The sequence below is a fragment of the Ohtaekwangia sp. genome (assembly GCF_036568665.1).
Lineage (GTDB): Bacteria > Bacteroidota > Bacteroidia > Cytophagales > Cyclobacteriaceae > Ohtaekwangia.
In genome coordinates, this window is sequence record NZ_DATCSD010000430.1 from 1 (window position 1) to 18,240 (window position 18,240).

Below are 18,240 nucleotides of genomic sequence, written 5' to 3' on the forward strand. Positions count from 1 at the left end.
CTGGATACCGAAAACGATCGATATGGCCGTCCATTGAAGCTATGCAGATGCCTGTTATATTCTTTGCTTCGAGTTCTCAACGGAATTCAGTATCTTTCAGCCTTAGTTCCATTAAAATTCCCCGCATGGTGAATCTTTTCAGGCCTTCTAACAGTTATTATCCCGCAGAGGACTTCCCAAGTCCCCTCACCGATAAGAAGGTGAAAAGACACTCGCTCCGCGTGAACTTTATTTTCCCTTCGTACGGTTATTCATACGCAACTATAATACAAGTATATCAATGAGGCAGTTAAAGATCGCTAAGCAGATTACCAATCGCGAGAGTCAGTCGCTCGACAAGTATTTACAGGAAATTGGCAAGGTAGAGCTCATCACGGCAGAGATGGAAGTGGAGCTTGCCAGAAGAATACGAAATGGCGACCAGATTGCATTGGAAAAACTGACGAAGGCAAACCTGCGCTTTGTGGTATCGGTGGCCAAGCAATATCAGAACAACGGCTTAACGCTGGGAGATTTGATCAACGAAGGAAACGTTGGTTTGATCAAAGCAGCCATGCGTTTCGATGAAACCCGCGGGTTCAAATTCATCTCCTATGCCGTATGGTGGATCCGTCAGTCTATTCTTCAGGCACTCGCAGAGCAATCACGCGTAGTACGTTTACCGTTGAACCGTGTTGGTTCACTCAATAAAATTACCCGTACCTTCTCTGAACTGGAACAGAAGTTTCAACGCGAGCCTTCTCCGGAAGAGCTGGCGGAAGTAATGCAGATACCGGTAGAAGAGGTTGAAAGCACGCTGCGCTCATCCGGCCGACATGTATCGATGGATGCTCCTTTTGCCAATGGTGAAGAGAACAATCTGCTCGATGTACTGGAAAGCACCGATGGTGAAACTCCGGATTCTGCCCTGATCATGGACTCGCTGAAGCGTGAAGTTTCCCGCGCACTGGCTACGCTTACACAACGTGAAGCTGAAGTAATCTCCGATTATTTTGGTTTGAATGGCGGCAACCCGATGACGCTGGAGGAGATCGGTGAGAAATTTAACCTGACACGCGAGCGTGTACGCCAGATAAAGGAAAAAGCAACGCGCAGGCTACGGCACACATCCCGCAGCAAGTCGCTCAAGGCGTATCTCGGATAATTTCTGATTCAGTTAGATACTATATACTATAGATAAAGAATAACCACCGTATCCGGTGGTTATTTTTTTATAGGGAAGGCACCCTTCGGTATCTTTTATGAAATGATCTTCACCCTTACAGCACTCAACCCTTTCGGGCCGCGCTCTGTTTCGAAGGCAACACGGTCGTTCTCTTTGATCGAGCCGGTTACATTGTGGATGTGAACGAATATACTTTCCTGTGTGGAGGAATCTTTAATAAATCCAAAGCCTTTGGATGTGTTAAAGAACGTAACAACACCTTTGCGGCCAGCGCTGTCGTTGGCAGCCTGGTCGGCTGATGAACTGCTGTTACGCGCTCCGATAACCACATCCTTTTCGTCAATTACTTTTTTCTTGGATGGATCGGGCGGAGTTGAGGTCAGATTGCCGTTTTCATCTACGTATGCAATCATATCTTCCAGGCTACGCCCTTCTTTGGCGTTTGCCTTACGCTCTTCTCTGCGTTGTTCTTTTTCTTTTTTCTTCTGGAGCTTTCTTTTCTCCACTTCTTTTTTGTGTGCTGACTCGTCTTGCTTGGCCATACGGTTTAAATGATCGATAGTCTTTATGTACTTGTTACTTCCGGCAGCATGCCTTCATTTCGCAGTACAGAAAATTTGACTCAATATACCGAAATATTCTCAAAAAATAGCCAGGAAATTTTTTTTGAAGTCTTTCGGAGTTGTCAGATCGGTGTACGACCACCTCCGTTTTTACAATAAACTAATAAGGGGGCAACAATTCTTGTATGGACTAACCCCTGTTAAGTGGCATGCATAGTGTCAATATCGGTGCTGCCAGGTGGATGCAACAGGACTAAAGATGTAAAGTCTATAACTATAAACGGGCCACCTGCTCACCATTACCGGACGTATATAGCAAGGTGATTAATGAATGTTAAAACAATTACAAAACTTATTATAGCTACGTATAAAGTAGTATAAATACTGGTGTGGTATACTGAAATATAGTAAATTCAATAAGCTATTTATAACCGATATACCGTTGGCTGAATCAGGTATATATACATTAAAACGTTAGTAGAAAATAGTTGTTAGTATATAGATGTAGCGACTGGAAAAGTCGGGTTGGATGTAATTATAGTAAAGTGAATTTCTTCCCGGCCTCTTCCTGATTCTATTTAATATTCCGATAACCGCGAAGATCGCGACTGTAGTAAAGTAAAGCACGGTAGGTAGAAAGGTGAATGAGGAGTATATTTCATCCGGACTAACCCCGGGAAATATAGCTCCTCGTTCTATTTTATATTAGTTGGTATGAGTAGGCTTCAGATCGTATGAAAGTATAGAGTACATACTCAGTCGATAGCCGATACCAAGCTCAAACATTACTCCGGATGCCTGGTGAAGATTGAAAAATACCGGCCGAACTGCTGCATGAAAGTTTACCGCGTTTCGGATAAGCATGGGACGAGGGCCAAATGTATACTGTACTCTATCTTTACCAAAGGCCATCAGGTAGTTTATCGTTATACCGGGGCTGAATCCTTTCAGTTGCAGGTAATCATTGTTTGTCTTGTCGCGGCTTACAACGTTTTGAAGCGCATACGAAAACTCTAACTGCGCATTGAGTTCGTGTCTCTCCTTTGAGATCAGTATCCGGTTCACAGCCCCGCCAACAAACATGGTAGGGGGTGCGTTGTTTTGCGCACGACTGGTAGCGATGGGGTAATCCTTTTTACTGCCGTTGCCAAAGAGCGAAATCACCAGTCCGCCTCCAACTGTTTTTTCATTCATATACATAAATTCCATGCGAAAGCCACCACCGGGCCGCAGGTATTCAGCTGCATTGCCGGCAAAAGCATTGGCTGCGCCAGCAAAGAATATATCCTGCCGCCAGTGCGACCGCTCGATCGTTTCAAAGTCGTCCATGGTAACGCGATTGGCAGGATAGGCCGTATAGCTATTCACCAACCTATATTTCGGGAAGGTCAGTTTCATAAAGTATATAGAACTCTCTGCTATACCATCCTTCACTCGTGGTTGAAACTTTGGCAGTCGTACGGATTTAGCCACCAGGCTGTCGAGTATAGCAGCGTCATCTATACCTTTTATGTCTTCCAGTGTAGCGTTACCGTTGGCATCTACGCTATACATAAATTCAAGCGGAACATCTTCCAGCATTTTGCGCTGTGCAGATGTAAAATTGATCTTGTAGTAGATCAGCGCCAATTTGGATAAACCACCCTCGGGCTCCGGCCCATCGGTAAGGTTATCTGTTTGCTGACTCAATGCCAGTGTATGCAGAAACACTGTAAGGAAGAGACTTCCAACTATTCGAAACATCATGAATTTAAAAAGGGATGCAAATATAGGGAATCAACGGATAAGCAAAACGGGTGACTATGGATTGGCGCTTTGTATAAATCGCCCGCGGTATTACCGGTAATTTTTCTATTTTCGCTGCCCCGAATAAACAGGCATGTTCGGGTATATTTAACCTTGCGCCTGAAATATCAGCTCAACCCAACCTTTCAGCGAATCGTGAACACTATCCCGGTAATAACTTCTACACTCTCGGCCCAGCACCTGAATGTATACCTGAGAGAATTATACCACTTGTCAAGCCTGTCAACGTGCACCCTGCTGCGCGCGGGTGTTAACCATTCTTACCTGGTAGAAGATGGTGCAACGAGGTATGTATTTCGCATCTATAGTCTGGGCTGGCGCACACGCGAAGAGATTGTGGAAGAGCTGCGACTCATTCGTCATTTACATAGTCATGCGATACAGGCTTCGTATCCTATAGCGGATATACAGGGCAATGATATTCAGACCCTGGAAGCACCCGAAGGAACGCGGTATGCTGTGATGTTCTCGTATGCACCGGGTAATAAACTGCAGAATTTTTCGGAAACTATACATGAACAGATCGGAGTGATGATGGGGCGGATCCATAACCTTACAATCGACTATGCACTGGATCGTACAACATATTCTTCACGTGTATTGCTCATCGAACCCTTGGAAACACTCAAGAGATTTCTTCCCGCACAAACCGAAGAGATGATGTTTATGTTTGCAGCACAGCAGGAGCTGCTTCAGGCGTTCAAAGCGATTGATACCTTACAATTAAGGAAAGGCGCTGTGCACCTCGACATCTGGTTCGATAATCTCAACATTAGCAAAGAACATGGCATTACACTCTTCGACTTCGACTTCTGTGGCAACGGCTGGCTTTGCCTGGATATAGCTTATTACCTGATGCAACTGTCTTTAGTAGAACCGGATGAAGCACAGTATATTTTAAAAAGAGAAAGCTTTTTGAAAGGCTATGAAAGTATAGCGGCCATCAGTGCCGAAGAGAAACGTATACTTCCCATGCTGAGTGTGTGCCTGTATTTCTTTTACCTCGGAGTTCAGTGCAAGCGCTTCGATAACTGGTCGAACGTTTTTCTGAATGAAGCCTACCTCAAACGCTATATTATAGCACGTGTGAAGCGAATGTATGATATAGCGTTCGCTGACCGTTAACCGCTGATTGTAAATCGTGAATAGTTAATTGGAATAACGAATAAGGACTCAACGTTAAATTCGACTCTTGAACATCGAAAGCTCAGCTACTATAGCGATAGCACAATCTTGGTCGTCTAATCTACGAATGACAATTACCGACATCTTCTTTGCAAATTAAACATACAAGCTATATCAACTTCTATTATTCGTTATTCGCTTATCGACTTAATGAGATTCGAACTATGATCGTTTAATATCAAATAAAAGTCAGATACGTTTTAAACGGAAGCCTAATTGCCGATTGGTTCACCTATTAAGCTCATTTAAGATCAGGTCTGTCATATCAAAGCGAGGAAAATCACCAGTGTTATTTAATAGGATAACAATATTGTCATTATCTGGCTGTTGCACGAACATGGCGTAATATCCAAAATCGGTTCCCGGATGATATATGATTGTATGATTCTTGGAGGCTTTAAACATAAATCGATCAACCATCCACCCGTACGCATAATATCCATCCCAATCGTTATATAGTGCCTTTGGCTTATACATTTTCTGGACATAGGAATCTGGCAATAACTTATTATTGCGTAGAGCCTCGCCGAACAGCATCAAGTCTTTAGTTGTTGAGCTAATGCCGCCTGCACCTGCAACATTGGCAACAGGATACCTTGGCTCGGGTTTTCCATATAAGTAACCCGTTGTGTTCAATGCGGTAGCTGCGAATTTAGAATGAGTCATCAATGCAGGTTCAAAGATGCTTTGCTGCAAGAGATCACCGTATCTTTGACCACTTACTACTTCTGCGATGGCAGCTAATATTACAAACCCTGAGTTTGAATACTGAAATTTATCACCGCTTTTAAACTCAAGGGAGTCACTGCAATAACGGGTTATGATATCCTTAAGTGGTATCTCCTGGGTTAGTATTTCAGTTAAATATGCAATGTTATTTGTATAGTTCGGAATTCCTGATGTATGAGTAAGCAAGTGTTCAATCGTTACATACTTGTGTATGTACCACGGAATGAATTTACCAATCGAATCAGTCAGCTCTATTTTACCTTCATTTATCAGTTGGAAAATAAGTATTGATGTAAACGATTTTGTTAACGAACCTATCCTGAATTCAGAGTTGTTATTATGTAATTGCTCTGGGGTAGTAGTTGCCTTGCCGTAGTATTTCTGTAGCACCAATTTACCGTTGTGCTTCACCAATGCGTTACCGTTAAATTCACCATTCTTATGGTAAAAATTGATTATAGTATCTATCCGCAGAGATACATCTTCAGGTAACTTGGCTAGACGAGGTTCAACTTGTTTTCTTAAATTATAAGAATTGTTTTTGTCTTTTATTGCCTTGGCAATGGCGTTCGCATTATAATCCGGAAGAATGGTGTTATACCCCTTCCAGAAGTCGCTATCAGGCTCAAGGTTTTGGAATTCGATAAGCTTATTGTTTCCCAGCGTCTCTTCAGCAGTAAATTCATTTTGACGAGTGGTATCAACAGCAGTAACAACATAATCAACAACAGTGTTGCAGGTAAAGTCGTAATGGGATCGTTCGCTTTTGAAATTTAGAGTAACAATATTCTTTACCGTTGACAGAACAAAGGCATCACCATACTTCTCATAGTTGATCTTGCAGAACTCATTTTTAATTCCGATGTCAATACCAACGATCTTCATCAACGCTCGTGTAGGAGCATCGCCATATTGCGCATACAGAATGCCTTTCTTGCTACGAGAATATTCAATTGAAAGCAAAGCAAGGCTATTAACATCGATAAAGATCTTGCCCTCATAGAGAGATTCTTTTAACCCATCACGCTGATCAAATGTTACCTCGTATGCATCCGTCCCTTTATAATCAACAATACCCGCAATATCGAATACGTGTTTTTTTAGGTTCTTTTTACCTAACACTTCCGAGTGACGGATGTTTTTAATAACATCAAATTCGTAAACGCCTTTCGGCTTAAGTCCAAGATCAAGACCATGGGAAGCCTTTTCATCTTTTATCGCGCGCATTTTTATTAGCTTAAATAGACTGTTCTTGTCCTTTCCATAACCATGGTTAAAGATTTCAAACACAGCTTCTGAAAGCTGAATGTGTTCCGCATCTCGCTTTGTATCGATCCTGTAGAACCCAGTGGTTACGTGACGGTCATTATAGTAGTTGTTAGTAATTTTGGCGATACTTGTCTCAATGAGCTTCACAGGATCAAGTGACTCAACTACAACTTCCTTTAGCATGAAAGGTTTTTGCTTAAGAACTACAACGTTGTTTCTCTGTTTTACATAATCTGAAAGTTTAGCTTTAAAGGATTCAAAGCTCAGGTGTGATATTACGAGTGTATCTTCCAGATAAGCTTTAGAAATCGTCAGAGAGAATAAACCTTGCGCGTTGCTAATGGTGCCTGTAGCGCGTGTCGGGATGTTGATGAATGCAAAAGGCAACGGATTATCTGACTCATCATGAATTAAGCCTTCTAGTTTTAACACCTCAGGATTAGTATACTTTTGCGCATAAATTGGTAAGACAAAAAAAATGGCTATAATAAGTATCTGGAATTTTATCATAAAGTTGATTAACCGTTATAGATAAAATGCATGACGTCAGTGATTCGCTGCCTGAGAGATAAAAAAAATGTAGTTTTTTCTGTACATACCTAAAAATCAAGTTTTAAATCAACGAATAACTATTTCCGCAGATGAACCTTTAGATTTGAATCACTATATAATTACTCACCTAGTTATAGTAGTGATTTTCTTTTTTGATTCTTTTCTTTTGTGAAATTGTGGAAAGACGGGAAGTCCGGAAGCACGTAACCTTACACGAAGAACTTAGAACGGATAACTAATAACGGCTAACGGGCTAACAAATATCCCTCCCGTGCTGGCATGATGATTATGAAATATTTTTTATAAATTATCATGTTAAAAACCTCCCGTTATGAAGTTAAAAGCACGGCAAACGCCCCGGCCAACAGTTACCACCAAACTAAGCACCAAACTTATTATCATCGGTTCTGTATTTGCAGTAGCCGGTATTATTATAGCCGGTATCATATTTTATCTGAATGTAGGTGTACCGCTCACCGCGAGAGCAGCTACCAATATCAGTGGCGTTATCAATAGTTATCTGCGAGTCACGGCTATTAGCAGCAAAACTTTTACGGCCGATAATCTTTCGGGGAGTATAGCCGATTTTGCTGTTGGTAAAACCATTATGATATACCAGGCCAAAGGCGCCAACATCGATAACTCCAATACTTCCAGCTATGGTACTGTATCGAGTCTGAACAATGCCGGCTATTATGAGTTTGCCGTTATATCGGCCCGCACAGGTTCAGGTCCTTATTCCATTACCGTTACAAGTCTTACCAACAGCTATACGGCAGGTGGGTATGTACAGCTTGTGAGTGTGCCTTCCTATACCGATGCTACTGTAACCGGTACCATTACGGCTACGCCCTGGAGTGCAACGCAGGGTAGGGGTGGCGTTGTGGCCTTCCAGGTTTCCAACGATCTTACATTGGGCGGCAGTATAAATGTGAGCGGGCAAGGTTTTGCCGGTGGTGCCAATGGCGGAAGCAATGGCGATTGCCCTGATAACGGAACCTATAAATCTACTGTGAACGACTTTGCTGCGAAAGGAGAAGGTATATCTACAGATGGAAGTTTATATGCCCGTGGTGCACAGGCCAACGGTGGGGGTGGGGGTAATCCGCACAACGCTGGCGGTGGTGCCGGTAGTAATCACACCTATGGTGGCAATGGCGGACAGGGCTATCAACCGGGAGGCAGTTGTGCTGTGGCAAATGCCGGTGGCGTTGGTGGAAAAGCTTTCACATATTCATCACTCACCAACAGGGTATTCTTTGGCGGAGGTGGAGGCTCCGGCCAGCAGAATAACAGTCTTGCATCGAGTGGTGCCAATGGTGGTGGCATTATTGTTATACGTGCTAAAACAGTAAAGTCTACCTGTGGAGGAACCTACGGTTTTATAGCCGATGGTGCCAATGCCGCTAACACCGGGGGCAACGATGGGGCTGGTGGTGGTGGAGGTGGTGGTGTAATTGTACTGGATGTTAACGGATATTCACTCACCTGCGGAATTATAGCAAGAGCCAACGGAGGCAGTGGTGGTAACGTAACAGACGCTGCTTCGCATGGAGGTGGTGCCGGTGGTGGTGTAGGTATAATTATGGAAACAAATCCTACCACCAATGCTAATGTTACTATACAAAGTACTGTGGGTACAACCGGTAAAGATTGTGCGGGTTGTACCAGTAACACGGCTACTCCGGCAGGCACACCGGCATCCAGCAGAATGGCGATCTCATCTATACCGGGCACAGGTATAATTACCCTGCCGGTGAAGTTGCTGTATTTCTCGGGAGTGGTGGCAGACAATGCCGTAGATCTGAGTTGGGCAACGGCCAGTGAAGAGAACAACGATTACTTTACTATTGAGCGCTCGGCCGATGGTATAAAATTCGATTCAATACTATATGAGAAGGGAGCCGGTAATTCGGTGAAAGAGATCCGTTATTCGGCCACCGATAAAACGGTGCGCACATCGGTAGCGTATTACCGTTTGAAGCAAACGGATTATGATAAAAAGTATACTTATTCCAATGTGGTATATGTTGATACGAAGGATATAAAAGTATCAGACGAAGGGGGCACCATTTCGCTATACCCGAATCCTGTATCCGATAAACTGAATGTTGTAGTTACCGGCAATGGACCCACAGCCGTAAAGATGGTGAACAGCAGAGGCAATGTAGTATATACCAATACTTTTACCGAGCAGGAGTCGCAGATCGATGTTGCCGCCATGGAGAACGGCATCTATATACTGGAAGTAACGAGTGGTGCTGAGAAGAAAGTTGAAAAAATTATTGTCAGACATTAACGGAGTTATGAGCAAAAAATATGTTACCCGGATTTTTTTAGTGGATGACGATCCGATCATCACGCGGTTCATCAAGATATCACTGGAACAAAATGACCTGTACGATATCCATGTATTTGCCAACGGCCGGGAGTTTTTAAATAACATACACCTGGCGCCAGATATAGTTATTATCGACTATAATCTCCCCGACATGAGTGGCCTGGAGATTTTGCAACGGATAAAAGAAACCAACTCCGACATTCGCACCATTCTTCTCTCCGGACAAGAGAAACTGGAAGTAGTGGTGGAGGCCTATAATAAAGGCGTGAACAACTATATCATTAAAAATGAAAATGTAGTTTTTGAACTGAACAACTCCCTGCGTAATCTCATTGATAGCACCAACCTGCGAAAAGAAGTATTGGAGCTGCGCGAACAGATCATAGATCGTAACCGCTATAATACTATATTGGGCGATAGCCGACCGGTGCTGCAGGTATTGAAGCTGATTCAGAAAGTAGAGAACACCAACCTGATTACACTTATTACAGGTGAAAGCGGAACCGGTAAAGAAGTAGTGGCAGCATCCATTCATTATAACTCTCCGCGCAGTCGCAGACCTTTTGTGCCGGTAAATATGGCCGCTATACCGGTAGACCTGATTGAGAGTGAATTATTTGGTCATGAGAAAGGTGCATTCACCGGAGCCTCCTATAAACGCATTGGTAAATTTGAAGAAGCCAATGATGGAACGATCTTCCTCGATGAGATAGGAGAGATGCCGCTCGACTTGCAAGCGAAGTTACTCCGTGTTTTACAGGATAGTAAAATTACCCGCGTGGGTAGCAACAAAGAAATCAAACTGGATATACGGGTTATCGCGGCTACGAATAAAGACCTCGGACAACGTGTACGCGAAGGTAAATTTCGCGAAGACCTGATGTACCGCCTGCAAGGATTTCTTATTCATCTTCCGCCACTGCGCGATCGTGGCAATGATGTAATTATACTGGCCAAGAACTTTCTCACGATATTCTGCAAATCGAATAAAATGTCTCTGAAAACAATTTCCAACAGTGCAGCCGATCGTCTGCTGAAACACAGCTGGCCCGGCAATGTGCGTGAACTGAAGTCGGTAATAGAGCGCGCTGCCCTGCTGAGTGATAATGATCAGATTGATGCCGATGATATACTCTTTACGGAAAGTGGATCGAACGCTGCGTAAATTTCTGTTTGTATATTGCTGCACCACTATAATTGAAAGGCTGATCTTTTCAGGTACTGAATGAAATTTCGATATATACTCTATGGCCTGGTGGGATTGGGAATGATTATTCTTATTCCATTGCTCTTGCTATGGCATGAAACGGATGATCTCTGTGTAAAAGGTTCAGGTCCAACCACCGTGCATGTTAAAGTATATGATAAGTTTACCAATAAACGTATTGATTCTGTACAGCTCGCCATACGTTATGGTGTATCGATGGATCGCATCGTGGATACCTTGCTATACCAGCCAGATCGGGTAAGCTATCAGTGGACCGTTCCTGAAAATGATTGCGACCCCTATTGGATAGAAGTCTCCAATGAACATTACTGGGTTGATCTCGATGATACGACCATGAATCATGAAATACAAAAAGGCCGGGTAAACGAGTATATAGTTCACCTGAAACCTGCCACGACAGTCATACTATCATTAACACGCGATCGCAGTGACAAATCAACAGATACGGTATACTTGTATATGAAGAAAGGAGATCAGCCTTACGACCGATGGAGTTACTTTAGCCTGGATGATTTTGAAGATACAAGCAGGGCGGAGTATATAGCTTCCTATGTAATTCATGATGTTGATGGAAAACGAACCATCTCAAGCGATATTCCCGTGGAGAGTGGAGTAGCCTATAAAGTACGATGGATTCGAAAAGAGAAAAATTACATCGATACCATATATACGGACTTTAAAGCGATTCCGTTTGATACCGTGACGTTGAAGTATGAGTTTACGAAGTTGAAGTAACCTATGTATAGAAAAATGTTGACAACCTTATTGGTTGTTTTGATGGGGAGTTTTAGTTTGGATGTTTTTGCCAATGAATTTTGGAAGAAGGATTATTCACGCATCGATTCGCTGGCGAAAAAAGTAAAACCTCGTAACAATATAGAAAAGCTCACAAACAATCTTACCGAGTATTGTACCAGCGATCTGGAGAAATATAGATCTATATTTACCTGGGTAGCACATAATATAGAATATGATGTGGAGGCACTTCGAAAGCCAGCCTTACGGGAAACCGATCCTCAAAAAATTATCAAGAGAGGTAAGGCAGTGTGCGCTGGTTATAGCAGGCTGTTTCAGGCTCTGTGCCAGCAGGCAAATTTGCCTTGTGTAATTGTTACCGGCTGGGCGAAAGATTACTATACTATAGGAAAGCCGCTTGGCAAGATGGACCATGATTGGAATGCAATTCAGGTTGATGGCGAATGGTATTTATGTGATCCGACCTGGGGAGCCGGAGGTACTTTGGATAATATTTTTACTTTCAATTTTCAGGATTTTTATTTTTGTACGCCACCTGATCTGTTTTCATACGATCACTTTCCTGCCGATAAACAATGGTTCCTGGGAGGGAAAGTATCAGAGAAGAGATTTGTGAATTATCCCTTTTTCTATGCATCTGCTGTGCAGATGAGTATACGGGAGCTTAGTCCGGATGATGGCATCTTGAAGTTTAAAAAGGGCGATGTGATCGATTTTAAATTTAAATCGGATATACCTATAGATCGTGTAAGCATTAAGCCCTCTACTGCAAAAATATCGGAAGAAGTAAAAGCTGAAACGAAAGACGGATATGTTGAATTTCACTATGAAATGAAAACTTATTCACCCTATTTACATATTTACCTGAATAGTAAAGGAGCCTTGCGGTATAAAATGACAAAATAACATTTCACTATGAAATCGATCGACTTCAAAACATCGGCCTATTTTTCGGGCACTGTTGTTATACTGGGCGTGGGCGTATTGATATCGGGTTTACTGGTGATGATGGCAAACGTAGTGATCGGTACAATACTGGCCGTGGTTAGTCTTCTGATCTTTACTACCCATTACAGGCTTGGCATTGATTTCGACAAAAAAGAGTATCATGACTATACCTGGATACTCGGACTGAAGAGCGGAGATAAAGGCAGTTTTGAAAGAATAGAGTATATCTTTATCAAGAAGAACAAGGTAAGCCAGACGTTGAATCGTTATACCGGTTCATCCACTATACGAAGCGATGTGTACGATGGCTTTCTCAAATTTTCCGAAGAGGATAAGATACACCTGATGACGCGCAACAGTAAAGAGAAACTTATAGCGAAGCTTCGTCCGATAGCTGCACAGTTGCAGGTTTCTATCATTGATTATTCAGAAGGCACTTCGAAGAAGATATAGATTTACTATTCGCGTATATATATAGCAAGACTACCATTGTTCCTTTAACAATGGATGCGAAGAACCCACTGTTAAAAAATTACCTTCGGCATCGGCTATACCCTGGCGAACAAGCCAGCGCTCAAATTCAGGTGCCGGGCGCAGTCCTAATACCTTTCGTATATAGAGCGCATCATGAAACGAGGTTGACTGATAGTTGAGCATAATATCATCGGCACCGGGCACACCCATTATATAGTTGCAACCCGCTACAGCCAGCAGCGTTAACAGATTGTCCATATCATCCTGGTCAGCTTCCGCATGGTTGGTATAGCAGATATCCATTCCCATGGGCAGGCCCAGTAACTTTCCGCAAAAATGATCTTCCAGCGCAGCGCGAATAATCTGCTTGCCATCGTATAAATATTCAGGCCCTATAAATCCTACAACAGAATTAACCAATAGCGGGTTATATTTTCGGGCAACAGCGTATGCACGCGCCTCGCAGGTTTGCTGGTCTACACCCTCATGGGCTTGTGCAGAAAGTGAACTTCCCTGGCCGGTCTCGAAGTACATTACATTATTACCTATACTTCCACGATTCAAGGCCAGTGTTGCTTCGTATGCTTCCCGTAGCATCGCCAGGCTTATACCAAAGCTCTTGTTCGTTTTTTCAGTTCCTCCTATAGATTGAAAGGTGAGATCAACCGGAGCTCCTTTTTCCAGTAGCTGTAGCGTTGTGGTAACGTGGCACAGCACGCACGATTGTGTCGGTATAGCAAAGCGCTCACGCACCTGGTCGATCATGTTCAGCAATGCATGTACCGCAGCCGGATTATCGGTAGCAGGGTTGATACCAATCACGGCATCGCCACTACCATAGAGCAAACCATCCAGCAGACTTGCTGCTATACCTTTCAGATCATCAGTAGGGTGGTTAGGCTGTAAGCGAGTAGCAAGATGTCCTTTGAGCCCTAATGTATTTCGGAAGCGCGTAACGACTTCGCATCGCGATGCTACAGCGATCAGGTCCTGGTTGCGCATCAGCTTGGAGACAGCCGCCACCATTTCCGGAGTAAGTCCGGGAACCAGAGCTTGCAGTATAGAGGTAGTAGTTAAATCAGATAGAAGCCAGTCACGGAGCTCGCCAACGGTAAGACTACCGATCGTTGCAAAAGCTGCGGTATCATGCTCGTCTAATATAAGGCGAGTCACCTCGTCCCGTTCATACGGTATAACAGGTTCTTCTAAAAATGTTTTCAGCGGTACATCTGCCAATGCGAGCTGAGCAGCTACCCTTTCTTCGTAGCGCGTAGCGGCAAGTCCTGCGAGAGCATCACCCGAGCGATAGGGAGAAGCCTTTGCCAGCAGCGTCCGCAGATCATCAAATATATAGTTGGTGGTCCCTATAGTATACCGGTAAGCCATGTCAGTTGATTTCAGAAAGAGTAACCAGGTCGGGAGATATAGCGGCCGGAAAGGTTTTCTTCTTCCAGGCAAAAAGCATTACCGTAATATCGAATCCAATGAAAAAGATTACACTCAGCCAGAAATTATAGTATACAATGGCGATGAGGCAAAGCACAGAGAGTATTAGTGCAATACACGGAAAGTATGGATACAACGGAGCCTTTACCGGTCGCAGCAGTTCAGGTTCTTTTTTACGAAGCGCGAAGAGACTCAGCATGCTGATGATGTACATCACTACGGCTCCCAACCCGGAGAGAATAATAAGCTTATCGGTAGTGCCTGAATAGAGCGCCACTATACCGATGATGCCGCCTGCGACCAGCGCCCAATGAGGAGTTTGATAGCGTTTATTAACAGTTGCTAATACAGGTGGAAGAAACCCACTGCGTGCCAATGCGAAGAGTTGCCGTGAGTAACTGATAATGATACCATGAAAGGATGCGATCAATCCGAAGAGACCTATACCGGCAAATAATTTTGTGATGCTGTTATTCTTGCCTAACACTGCGGCAATAGTTTCCGGTAAAGGATAATCGATGGTTGCCAGTTTCTGCCAATCGGCTGCGCCACCCGAAAGGATCATAACGCCCAGTGCCAGCAAGGTGAGTGTAAGTATACCGGATATATACCCGCGTGGTATATTTCGATGCGGGTCTTTTACTTCTTCGGCTACCATCGCTACACCTTCAATGGCGAGGTAGAACCAAACGGCAAAAGGTAAAGCCGCAAATATACCCGTCCATTGTACCGGCAACGCATGGTTTACAAATTGCTTTACTTCAAAGTGAGGCGCTACAATGCCCATGAAGATCAATAGCTCTGCTACAGCGAGCAAGGTAACAATGAGTGAAAATATAGCCGACTCTTTTATACCCAGCATATTTACCAATGTGAAAATAACATAGCAGGCTACTGCCGTTTCTGTTGCCGGTATAGATGGGTATATGAAGTGCATATAGCTTCCCAGGGCAAAAGCGATGGCGGGTGTTGCCAGCAGAAATTCAATGAGCGTGGCATACCCGGCCAGGAGCCCGCCCCATGGGCCGAATGCGCGCAATGAATAAGCAAAGGGCCCGCCGGCATGCGGTATAGCAGTAGTGAGCTCGGTGAAACTAAAGATGAACGTGATATACATCACCGTGATAATAAGTGTAGCAATGAGGAACCCGATTGTGCCGGCTACTCCCCATCCGTAATTCCACCCAAAATACTCTCCGGATATAACAAGACCTACAGCCAGAGCCCACAGATGTATAGGGCGGAGAACTTTTTTGAGTGCTACTTTTTCGGTGGAGTGATTCATGCTTTACAATGTACTAAAACGAAGCTTCGACTTGTGTAATCTTCCTGTAGTTTTTTGGGGAATTACTGATGAAAGCTTCCTCTTTCGATTGCAGAAAAACCTCCCTGGCGAATGGCTGGCGTGTTGGCATAACTTTTTTGAGCATTTCGGAAAAACGATCACGCATATGAAAAAAGTATATTACAAGGGACAGCCCTACGATTTCAAAATCACTCGTCTGGAATCCGGACAACGTCATTATGCATTGTTCAGCGATGGATTACTGACTCATTCAGTGATGGAGGAAGACCTGGACAAACGTACTCTTGTATCCTTTATTCTGGATGCTTACTATAAAAGCATCAGCGAACCTCAGCCTACTTTGCTGCAATTGTTAAAATAATTTGTGGAATTTAATGCACGTCATGTTATGGAAAGCATCGCAGAACAATCCATGTCAGAGATAGCTATACAGAAGCAATCTTCATTCGATCGTAAGATAACCTATTTTATACCATTGCTTTCTTATAACTTGTTTCTGCTGGCATTTAAAGTAGTAAAGATATTCTTCCAGGTATAGCAGTATGTAAGAACGTGAACTGTTTTATACTCCATTGAATAATATATAGTACGAAGGGGAGAAGTATATTTTAATGAAATGTTTATGAAAAAAATATTGGTTCCTACAGATCTCACACCGATTGCCGAGCTTGGATTGAAACTGGCGGCAGAGATTGCTCAACGCTCGGATGCTGTTATCAGTCTGGTGCATTTTACACCACACCCCGTGGGGGAAAGTTTTTCGGCCACAGGCGATGTCAATTACAAAGTAGATGAAGAAGGTACAGTAAACACCCTTCGTATGTTGCGTGCAGCCAAGCAACGCATGGAAGATTTGGCAGCACAATATAGTTTAGGAAATGTAATGATCGCCACTTCGATTGTAGACAGTAACTTTAAAGCCGGCCTGGATGAGTATATAAAGAACGAAAATATAGACCTTATCGTGATGGGCACATCGGGAGAAGAAAATATACAGGAGATCTTCACCGGTAATCATGTGGAGCAGGCTATTGCAGTTTCCTCCTGTCCCGTACTTTCGGTGCGCGATGGTTTTAATGTAGAGCGTTTTAATAATATACTGGCAGCGGTAGATGTTATACCCGGCGGTGAAAGTGTTCGCGGTTTGGAAACACTCCGGTTGCTGGCCAAATATTTCAACGCGCATATACACCTGGTACACGTGCGCGATGTTGCTTCCGATCGCGAGCCAATCGAAGAGGAATACTTCAAACGCATGGCAGAACTTGCCAACCTCGAAAATTATTCCGTCACTATTTTGGAAAGTCACGATGCAGCCGAACGTATGATGGATTTTGCACGGCAGATCGGTGCCGGCCTTGTAGCCGTATTGAAAAACAGTACGAACAGCTTCCGCATCTTCTCACATCACTTTTCTGATAAAGTGGTGAAGGAAATGGGCCGCCCGGTGTTTACGGTTAACCTGCATAATTCATAAATAAATGTTATGTAAACATTAAGCGGATAGTATACCAACATCAGGAATCACATCCGTCTGGAAAAGGGAAACAGCTTCGGCAGTTTCCCTTTTTTATGATCGTGATAGTTTTCGTACCTTGGCTGCCTAACCTCCTTGCTATGTTTACCCGTAAACTTTTCATTAAAATTCTGGCAGCCGTTATGGTGATCGCAGTGGCCTGCAATGTACTGAAGAAAGAAGAACCGGATCAGGATATAATCATGTTCCTCAACGGCTTTCAAAGCAGTTTAAGTAAATCCGATGAAGTAATTCTGGGGTATTTCGATGCGCACCAATCCAAAGAATCTATCCTTTCGGCTATACGCATTTTGCAAAATAAAGAACATGAATTTATAGCCTGCTCCGTTGGTTTTGCTGATGCCGCTATCTCAAGAGAAGAAGCCGGAATACGTGTTACAATGCCTGCACATTTTGCTTCGCAAAACATTGATGGCGACTTTCAAGAAAGTGCTACCATTACCTTCTGGTTGAAGCCAAAGAAAAAGTCATTTGTCATCACAAAACTTGAAGGTGAAGAATTTTATAATGCATTCACCTCTATCAGAGGTGAAATGGAGTGGAAGGTTGAGACTGCCCGGGAGTTTAAGAAACGTGAGGCTATATATACTCAGGCCAAAACGTTGCAGCAACAATACGATTCGGTGATCTGGTATACTACCTATGATCAGAAAAACTACTTCTACGTAATAAAAGGCACCTGGAATATTGGTGAATGGAGCACTACGCTTAAAACAAAACCTGGCAATTACACAATGGGGCTGGTGAGTGAACAGGGAGCAAGTATAATTCCGGCAGCGTATGATCTGATCGGAACGATCGGGTTTGATGTTCCGGGATTGGTAGAGATTAAGAAGAACGGTAAGGTTGGTTACTTCAACCTCGAAACGCAGCAACAAATAGTAGAGCCGTTATATGATATGATCATTCCTTATACAGCGGATAATTCTTTTGCG

Annotated in this window: 16 protein-coding genes; 11 read left to right on the plus strand and 5 right to left on the minus strand. The window is 43.4% G+C overall.

Annotated features, from left to right (window positions below; genetic code table 11):
• Positions 1-280: 280 nt before the first annotated feature.
• Positions 281-1,144 (plus strand): sigma-70 family RNA polymerase sigma factor, encoded by an 864-nt coding sequence (locus VIN08_RS25270; RefSeq protein ID WP_331971568.1) that lies wholly within the window; start codon positions 281-283, stop codon positions 1,142-1,144.
• Positions 1,145-1,239: 95 nt separating this feature from the next.
• On the opposite strand, the gene VIN08_RS25275 is transcribed toward VIN08_RS25270, so the two are convergent.
• Complete coding sequence (locus tag VIN08_RS25275; RefSeq protein WP_331971571.1) at positions 1,240-1,707, minus strand: cold shock domain-containing protein; 468 nt, start codon at positions 1,705-1,707, stop codon at positions 1,240-1,242.
• Between the two features lie 726 nt (positions 1,708-2,433).
• Complete coding sequence (locus tag VIN08_RS25280; protein ID WP_331971573.1) at positions 2,434-3,474, minus strand: hypothetical protein; 1,041 nt, start codon at positions 3,472-3,474, stop codon at positions 2,434-2,436.
• A 195-nt stretch (positions 3,475-3,669) separates the two neighbouring features.
• Between VIN08_RS25280 and VIN08_RS25285 the strand changes: the two genes are divergently transcribed.
• A complete protein-coding gene (locus VIN08_RS25285; RefSeq protein ID WP_331971576.1) occupies positions 3,670-4,659 on the plus strand; it encodes a phosphotransferase enzyme family protein in 990 nt (329 codons plus the stop codon).
• A gap of 288 nt (positions 4,660-4,947) precedes the next feature.
• Here VIN08_RS25285 and VIN08_RS25290 read toward each other — a convergent pair whose 3' ends face one another.
• Entirely contained in the window at positions 4,948-7,227 is a 2,280-nt protein-coding gene (locus VIN08_RS25290) for a serine hydrolase (protein WP_331971579.1), read from the minus strand.
• Positions 7,228-7,600: 373 nt separating this feature from the next.
• On the opposite strand from VIN08_RS25290, the gene VIN08_RS25295 reads away from it, so the two are divergent.
• Genes VIN08_RS25295 through VIN08_RS25315 form a run of 5 tightly spaced genes read left to right on the plus strand, consistent with a single transcriptional unit; the run spans position 7,601 to position 12,995 of the window.
• Positions 7,601-9,568 carry a T9SS type A sorting domain-containing protein gene (locus tag VIN08_RS25295; RefSeq protein ID WP_331971582.1) on the plus strand — a complete coding sequence of 656 codons (1,968 nt, stop codon included), beginning with the start codon at positions 7,601-7,603 and terminating at the stop codon, positions 9,566-9,568.
• Between the two features lie 7 nt (positions 9,569-9,575).
• Complete coding sequence (locus VIN08_RS25300) at positions 9,576-10,775, plus strand: sigma-54 dependent transcriptional regulator (RefSeq protein WP_331971586.1); 1,200 nt, start codon at positions 9,576-9,578, stop codon at positions 10,773-10,775.
• A gap of 60 nt (positions 10,776-10,835) precedes the next feature.
• The gene (locus VIN08_RS25305; RefSeq protein WP_331971589.1) at positions 10,836-11,573 is read left to right on the plus strand and encodes a hypothetical protein; all 738 of its coding nucleotides are present in this window, start codon (positions 10,836-10,838) and stop codon (positions 11,571-11,573) included.
• A gap of 15 nt (positions 11,574-11,588) precedes the next feature.
• Positions 11,589-12,500, plus strand: coding sequence for a transglutaminase domain-containing protein (locus tag VIN08_RS25310; RefSeq protein ID WP_331971592.1), 912 nt, complete (start codon positions 11,589-11,591; stop codon positions 12,498-12,500).
• Positions 12,501-12,509: 9 nt separating this feature from the next.
• Entirely contained in the window at positions 12,510-12,995 is a 486-nt protein-coding gene (locus VIN08_RS25315) for a hypothetical protein (RefSeq protein ID WP_331971595.1), read from the plus strand.
• A gap of 30 nt (positions 12,996-13,025) precedes the next feature.
• Here VIN08_RS25315 and VIN08_RS25320 read toward each other — a convergent pair whose 3' ends face one another.
• Positions 13,026-14,402 carry an ethanolamine ammonia-lyase subunit EutB gene (locus VIN08_RS25320; RefSeq protein ID WP_331971598.1) on the minus strand — a complete coding sequence of 459 codons (1,377 nt, stop codon included), beginning with the start codon at positions 14,400-14,402 and terminating at the stop codon, positions 13,026-13,028.
• Between the two features lies 1 nt (position 14,403).
• On the minus strand, positions 14,404-15,747 hold the full coding sequence (eat, locus tag VIN08_RS25325) for an ethanolamine permease (RefSeq protein ID WP_331971600.1): 1,344 nt from the start codon (positions 15,745-15,747) through the stop codon (positions 14,404-14,406).
• 166 nt (positions 15,748-15,913) lie between these two features.
• On the opposite strand from eat, the gene VIN08_RS25330 reads away from it, so the two are divergent.
• The 4 genes from VIN08_RS25330 to VIN08_RS25345 form a co-directional block, all read left to right on the plus strand.
• Positions 15,914-16,129: a hypothetical protein gene (locus VIN08_RS25330; protein WP_331971603.1), complete on the plus strand. Its 216-nt coding sequence runs from the start codon at positions 15,914-15,916 to the stop codon at positions 16,127-16,129.
• A gap of 27 nt (positions 16,130-16,156) precedes the next feature.
• Positions 16,157-16,306: a hypothetical protein gene (locus VIN08_RS25335; RefSeq protein ID WP_331971605.1), complete on the plus strand. Its 150-nt coding sequence runs from the start codon at positions 16,157-16,159 to the stop codon at positions 16,304-16,306.
• An 84-nt stretch (positions 16,307-16,390) separates the two neighbouring features.
• The gene (locus tag VIN08_RS25340) at positions 16,391-17,245 is read left to right on the plus strand and encodes a universal stress protein (RefSeq protein WP_331971607.1); all 855 of its coding nucleotides are present in this window, start codon (positions 16,391-16,393) and stop codon (positions 17,243-17,245) included.
• A gap of 140 nt (positions 17,246-17,385) precedes the next feature.
• On the plus strand, positions 17,386-18,240 hold an 855-nt coding region (locus VIN08_RS25345), incomplete at its 3' end, for a hypothetical protein (RefSeq protein WP_331971610.1).

What these genes read in the sequence shown, in the direction of transcription:
- VIN08_RS25270 (WP_331971568.1), top strand. Translation starts at nt 281, where the DNA reads ATGAGGCAGTTAAAGATCGCTAAGCAGATTACCAATCGCGAGAGTCAG.
- VIN08_RS25275 (WP_331971571.1), bottom strand. Translation starts at nt 1,707, where the DNA reads ATGGCCAAGCAAGACGAGTCAGCACACAAAAAAGAAGTGGAGAAAAGA.
- VIN08_RS25280 (WP_331971573.1), bottom strand. Translation starts at nt 3,474, where the DNA reads ATGATGTTTCGAATAGTTGGAAGTCTCTTCCTTACAGTGTTTCTGCAT.
- VIN08_RS25290 (WP_331971579.1), bottom strand. Translation starts at nt 7,227, where the DNA reads ATGATAAAATTCCAGATACTTATTATAGCCATTTTTTTTGTCTTACCA.
- VIN08_RS25295 (WP_331971582.1), top strand. Translation starts at nt 7,601, where the DNA reads ATGAAGTTAAAAGCACGGCAAACGCCCCGGCCAACAGTTACCACCAAA.
- VIN08_RS25300 (WP_331971586.1), top strand. Translation starts at nt 9,576, where the DNA reads ATGAGCAAAAAATATGTTACCCGGATTTTTTTAGTGGATGACGATCCG.
- VIN08_RS25305 (WP_331971589.1), top strand. Translation starts at nt 10,836, where the DNA reads ATGAAATTTCGATATATACTCTATGGCCTGGTGGGATTGGGAATGATT.
- VIN08_RS25310 (WP_331971592.1), top strand. Translation starts at nt 11,589, where the DNA reads ATGTTGACAACCTTATTGGTTGTTTTGATGGGGAGTTTTAGTTTGGAT.
- VIN08_RS25315 (WP_331971595.1), top strand. Translation starts at nt 12,510, where the DNA reads ATGAAATCGATCGACTTCAAAACATCGGCCTATTTTTCGGGCACTGTT.
- VIN08_RS25320 (WP_331971598.1), bottom strand. Translation starts at nt 14,402, where the DNA reads ATGGCTTACCGGTATACTATAGGGACCACCAACTATATATTTGATGAT.
- eat (WP_331971600.1), bottom strand. Translation starts at nt 15,747, where the DNA reads ATGAATCACTCCACCGAAAAAGTAGCACTCAAAAAAGTTCTCCGCCCT.
- VIN08_RS25330 (WP_331971603.1), top strand. Translation starts at nt 15,914, where the DNA reads ATGAAAAAAGTATATTACAAGGGACAGCCCTACGATTTCAAAATCACT.
- VIN08_RS25335 (WP_331971605.1), top strand. Translation starts at nt 16,157, where the DNA reads ATGGAAAGCATCGCAGAACAATCCATGTCAGAGATAGCTATACAGAAG.
- VIN08_RS25340 (WP_331971607.1), top strand. Translation starts at nt 16,391, where the DNA reads ATGAAAAAAATATTGGTTCCTACAGATCTCACACCGATTGCCGAGCTT.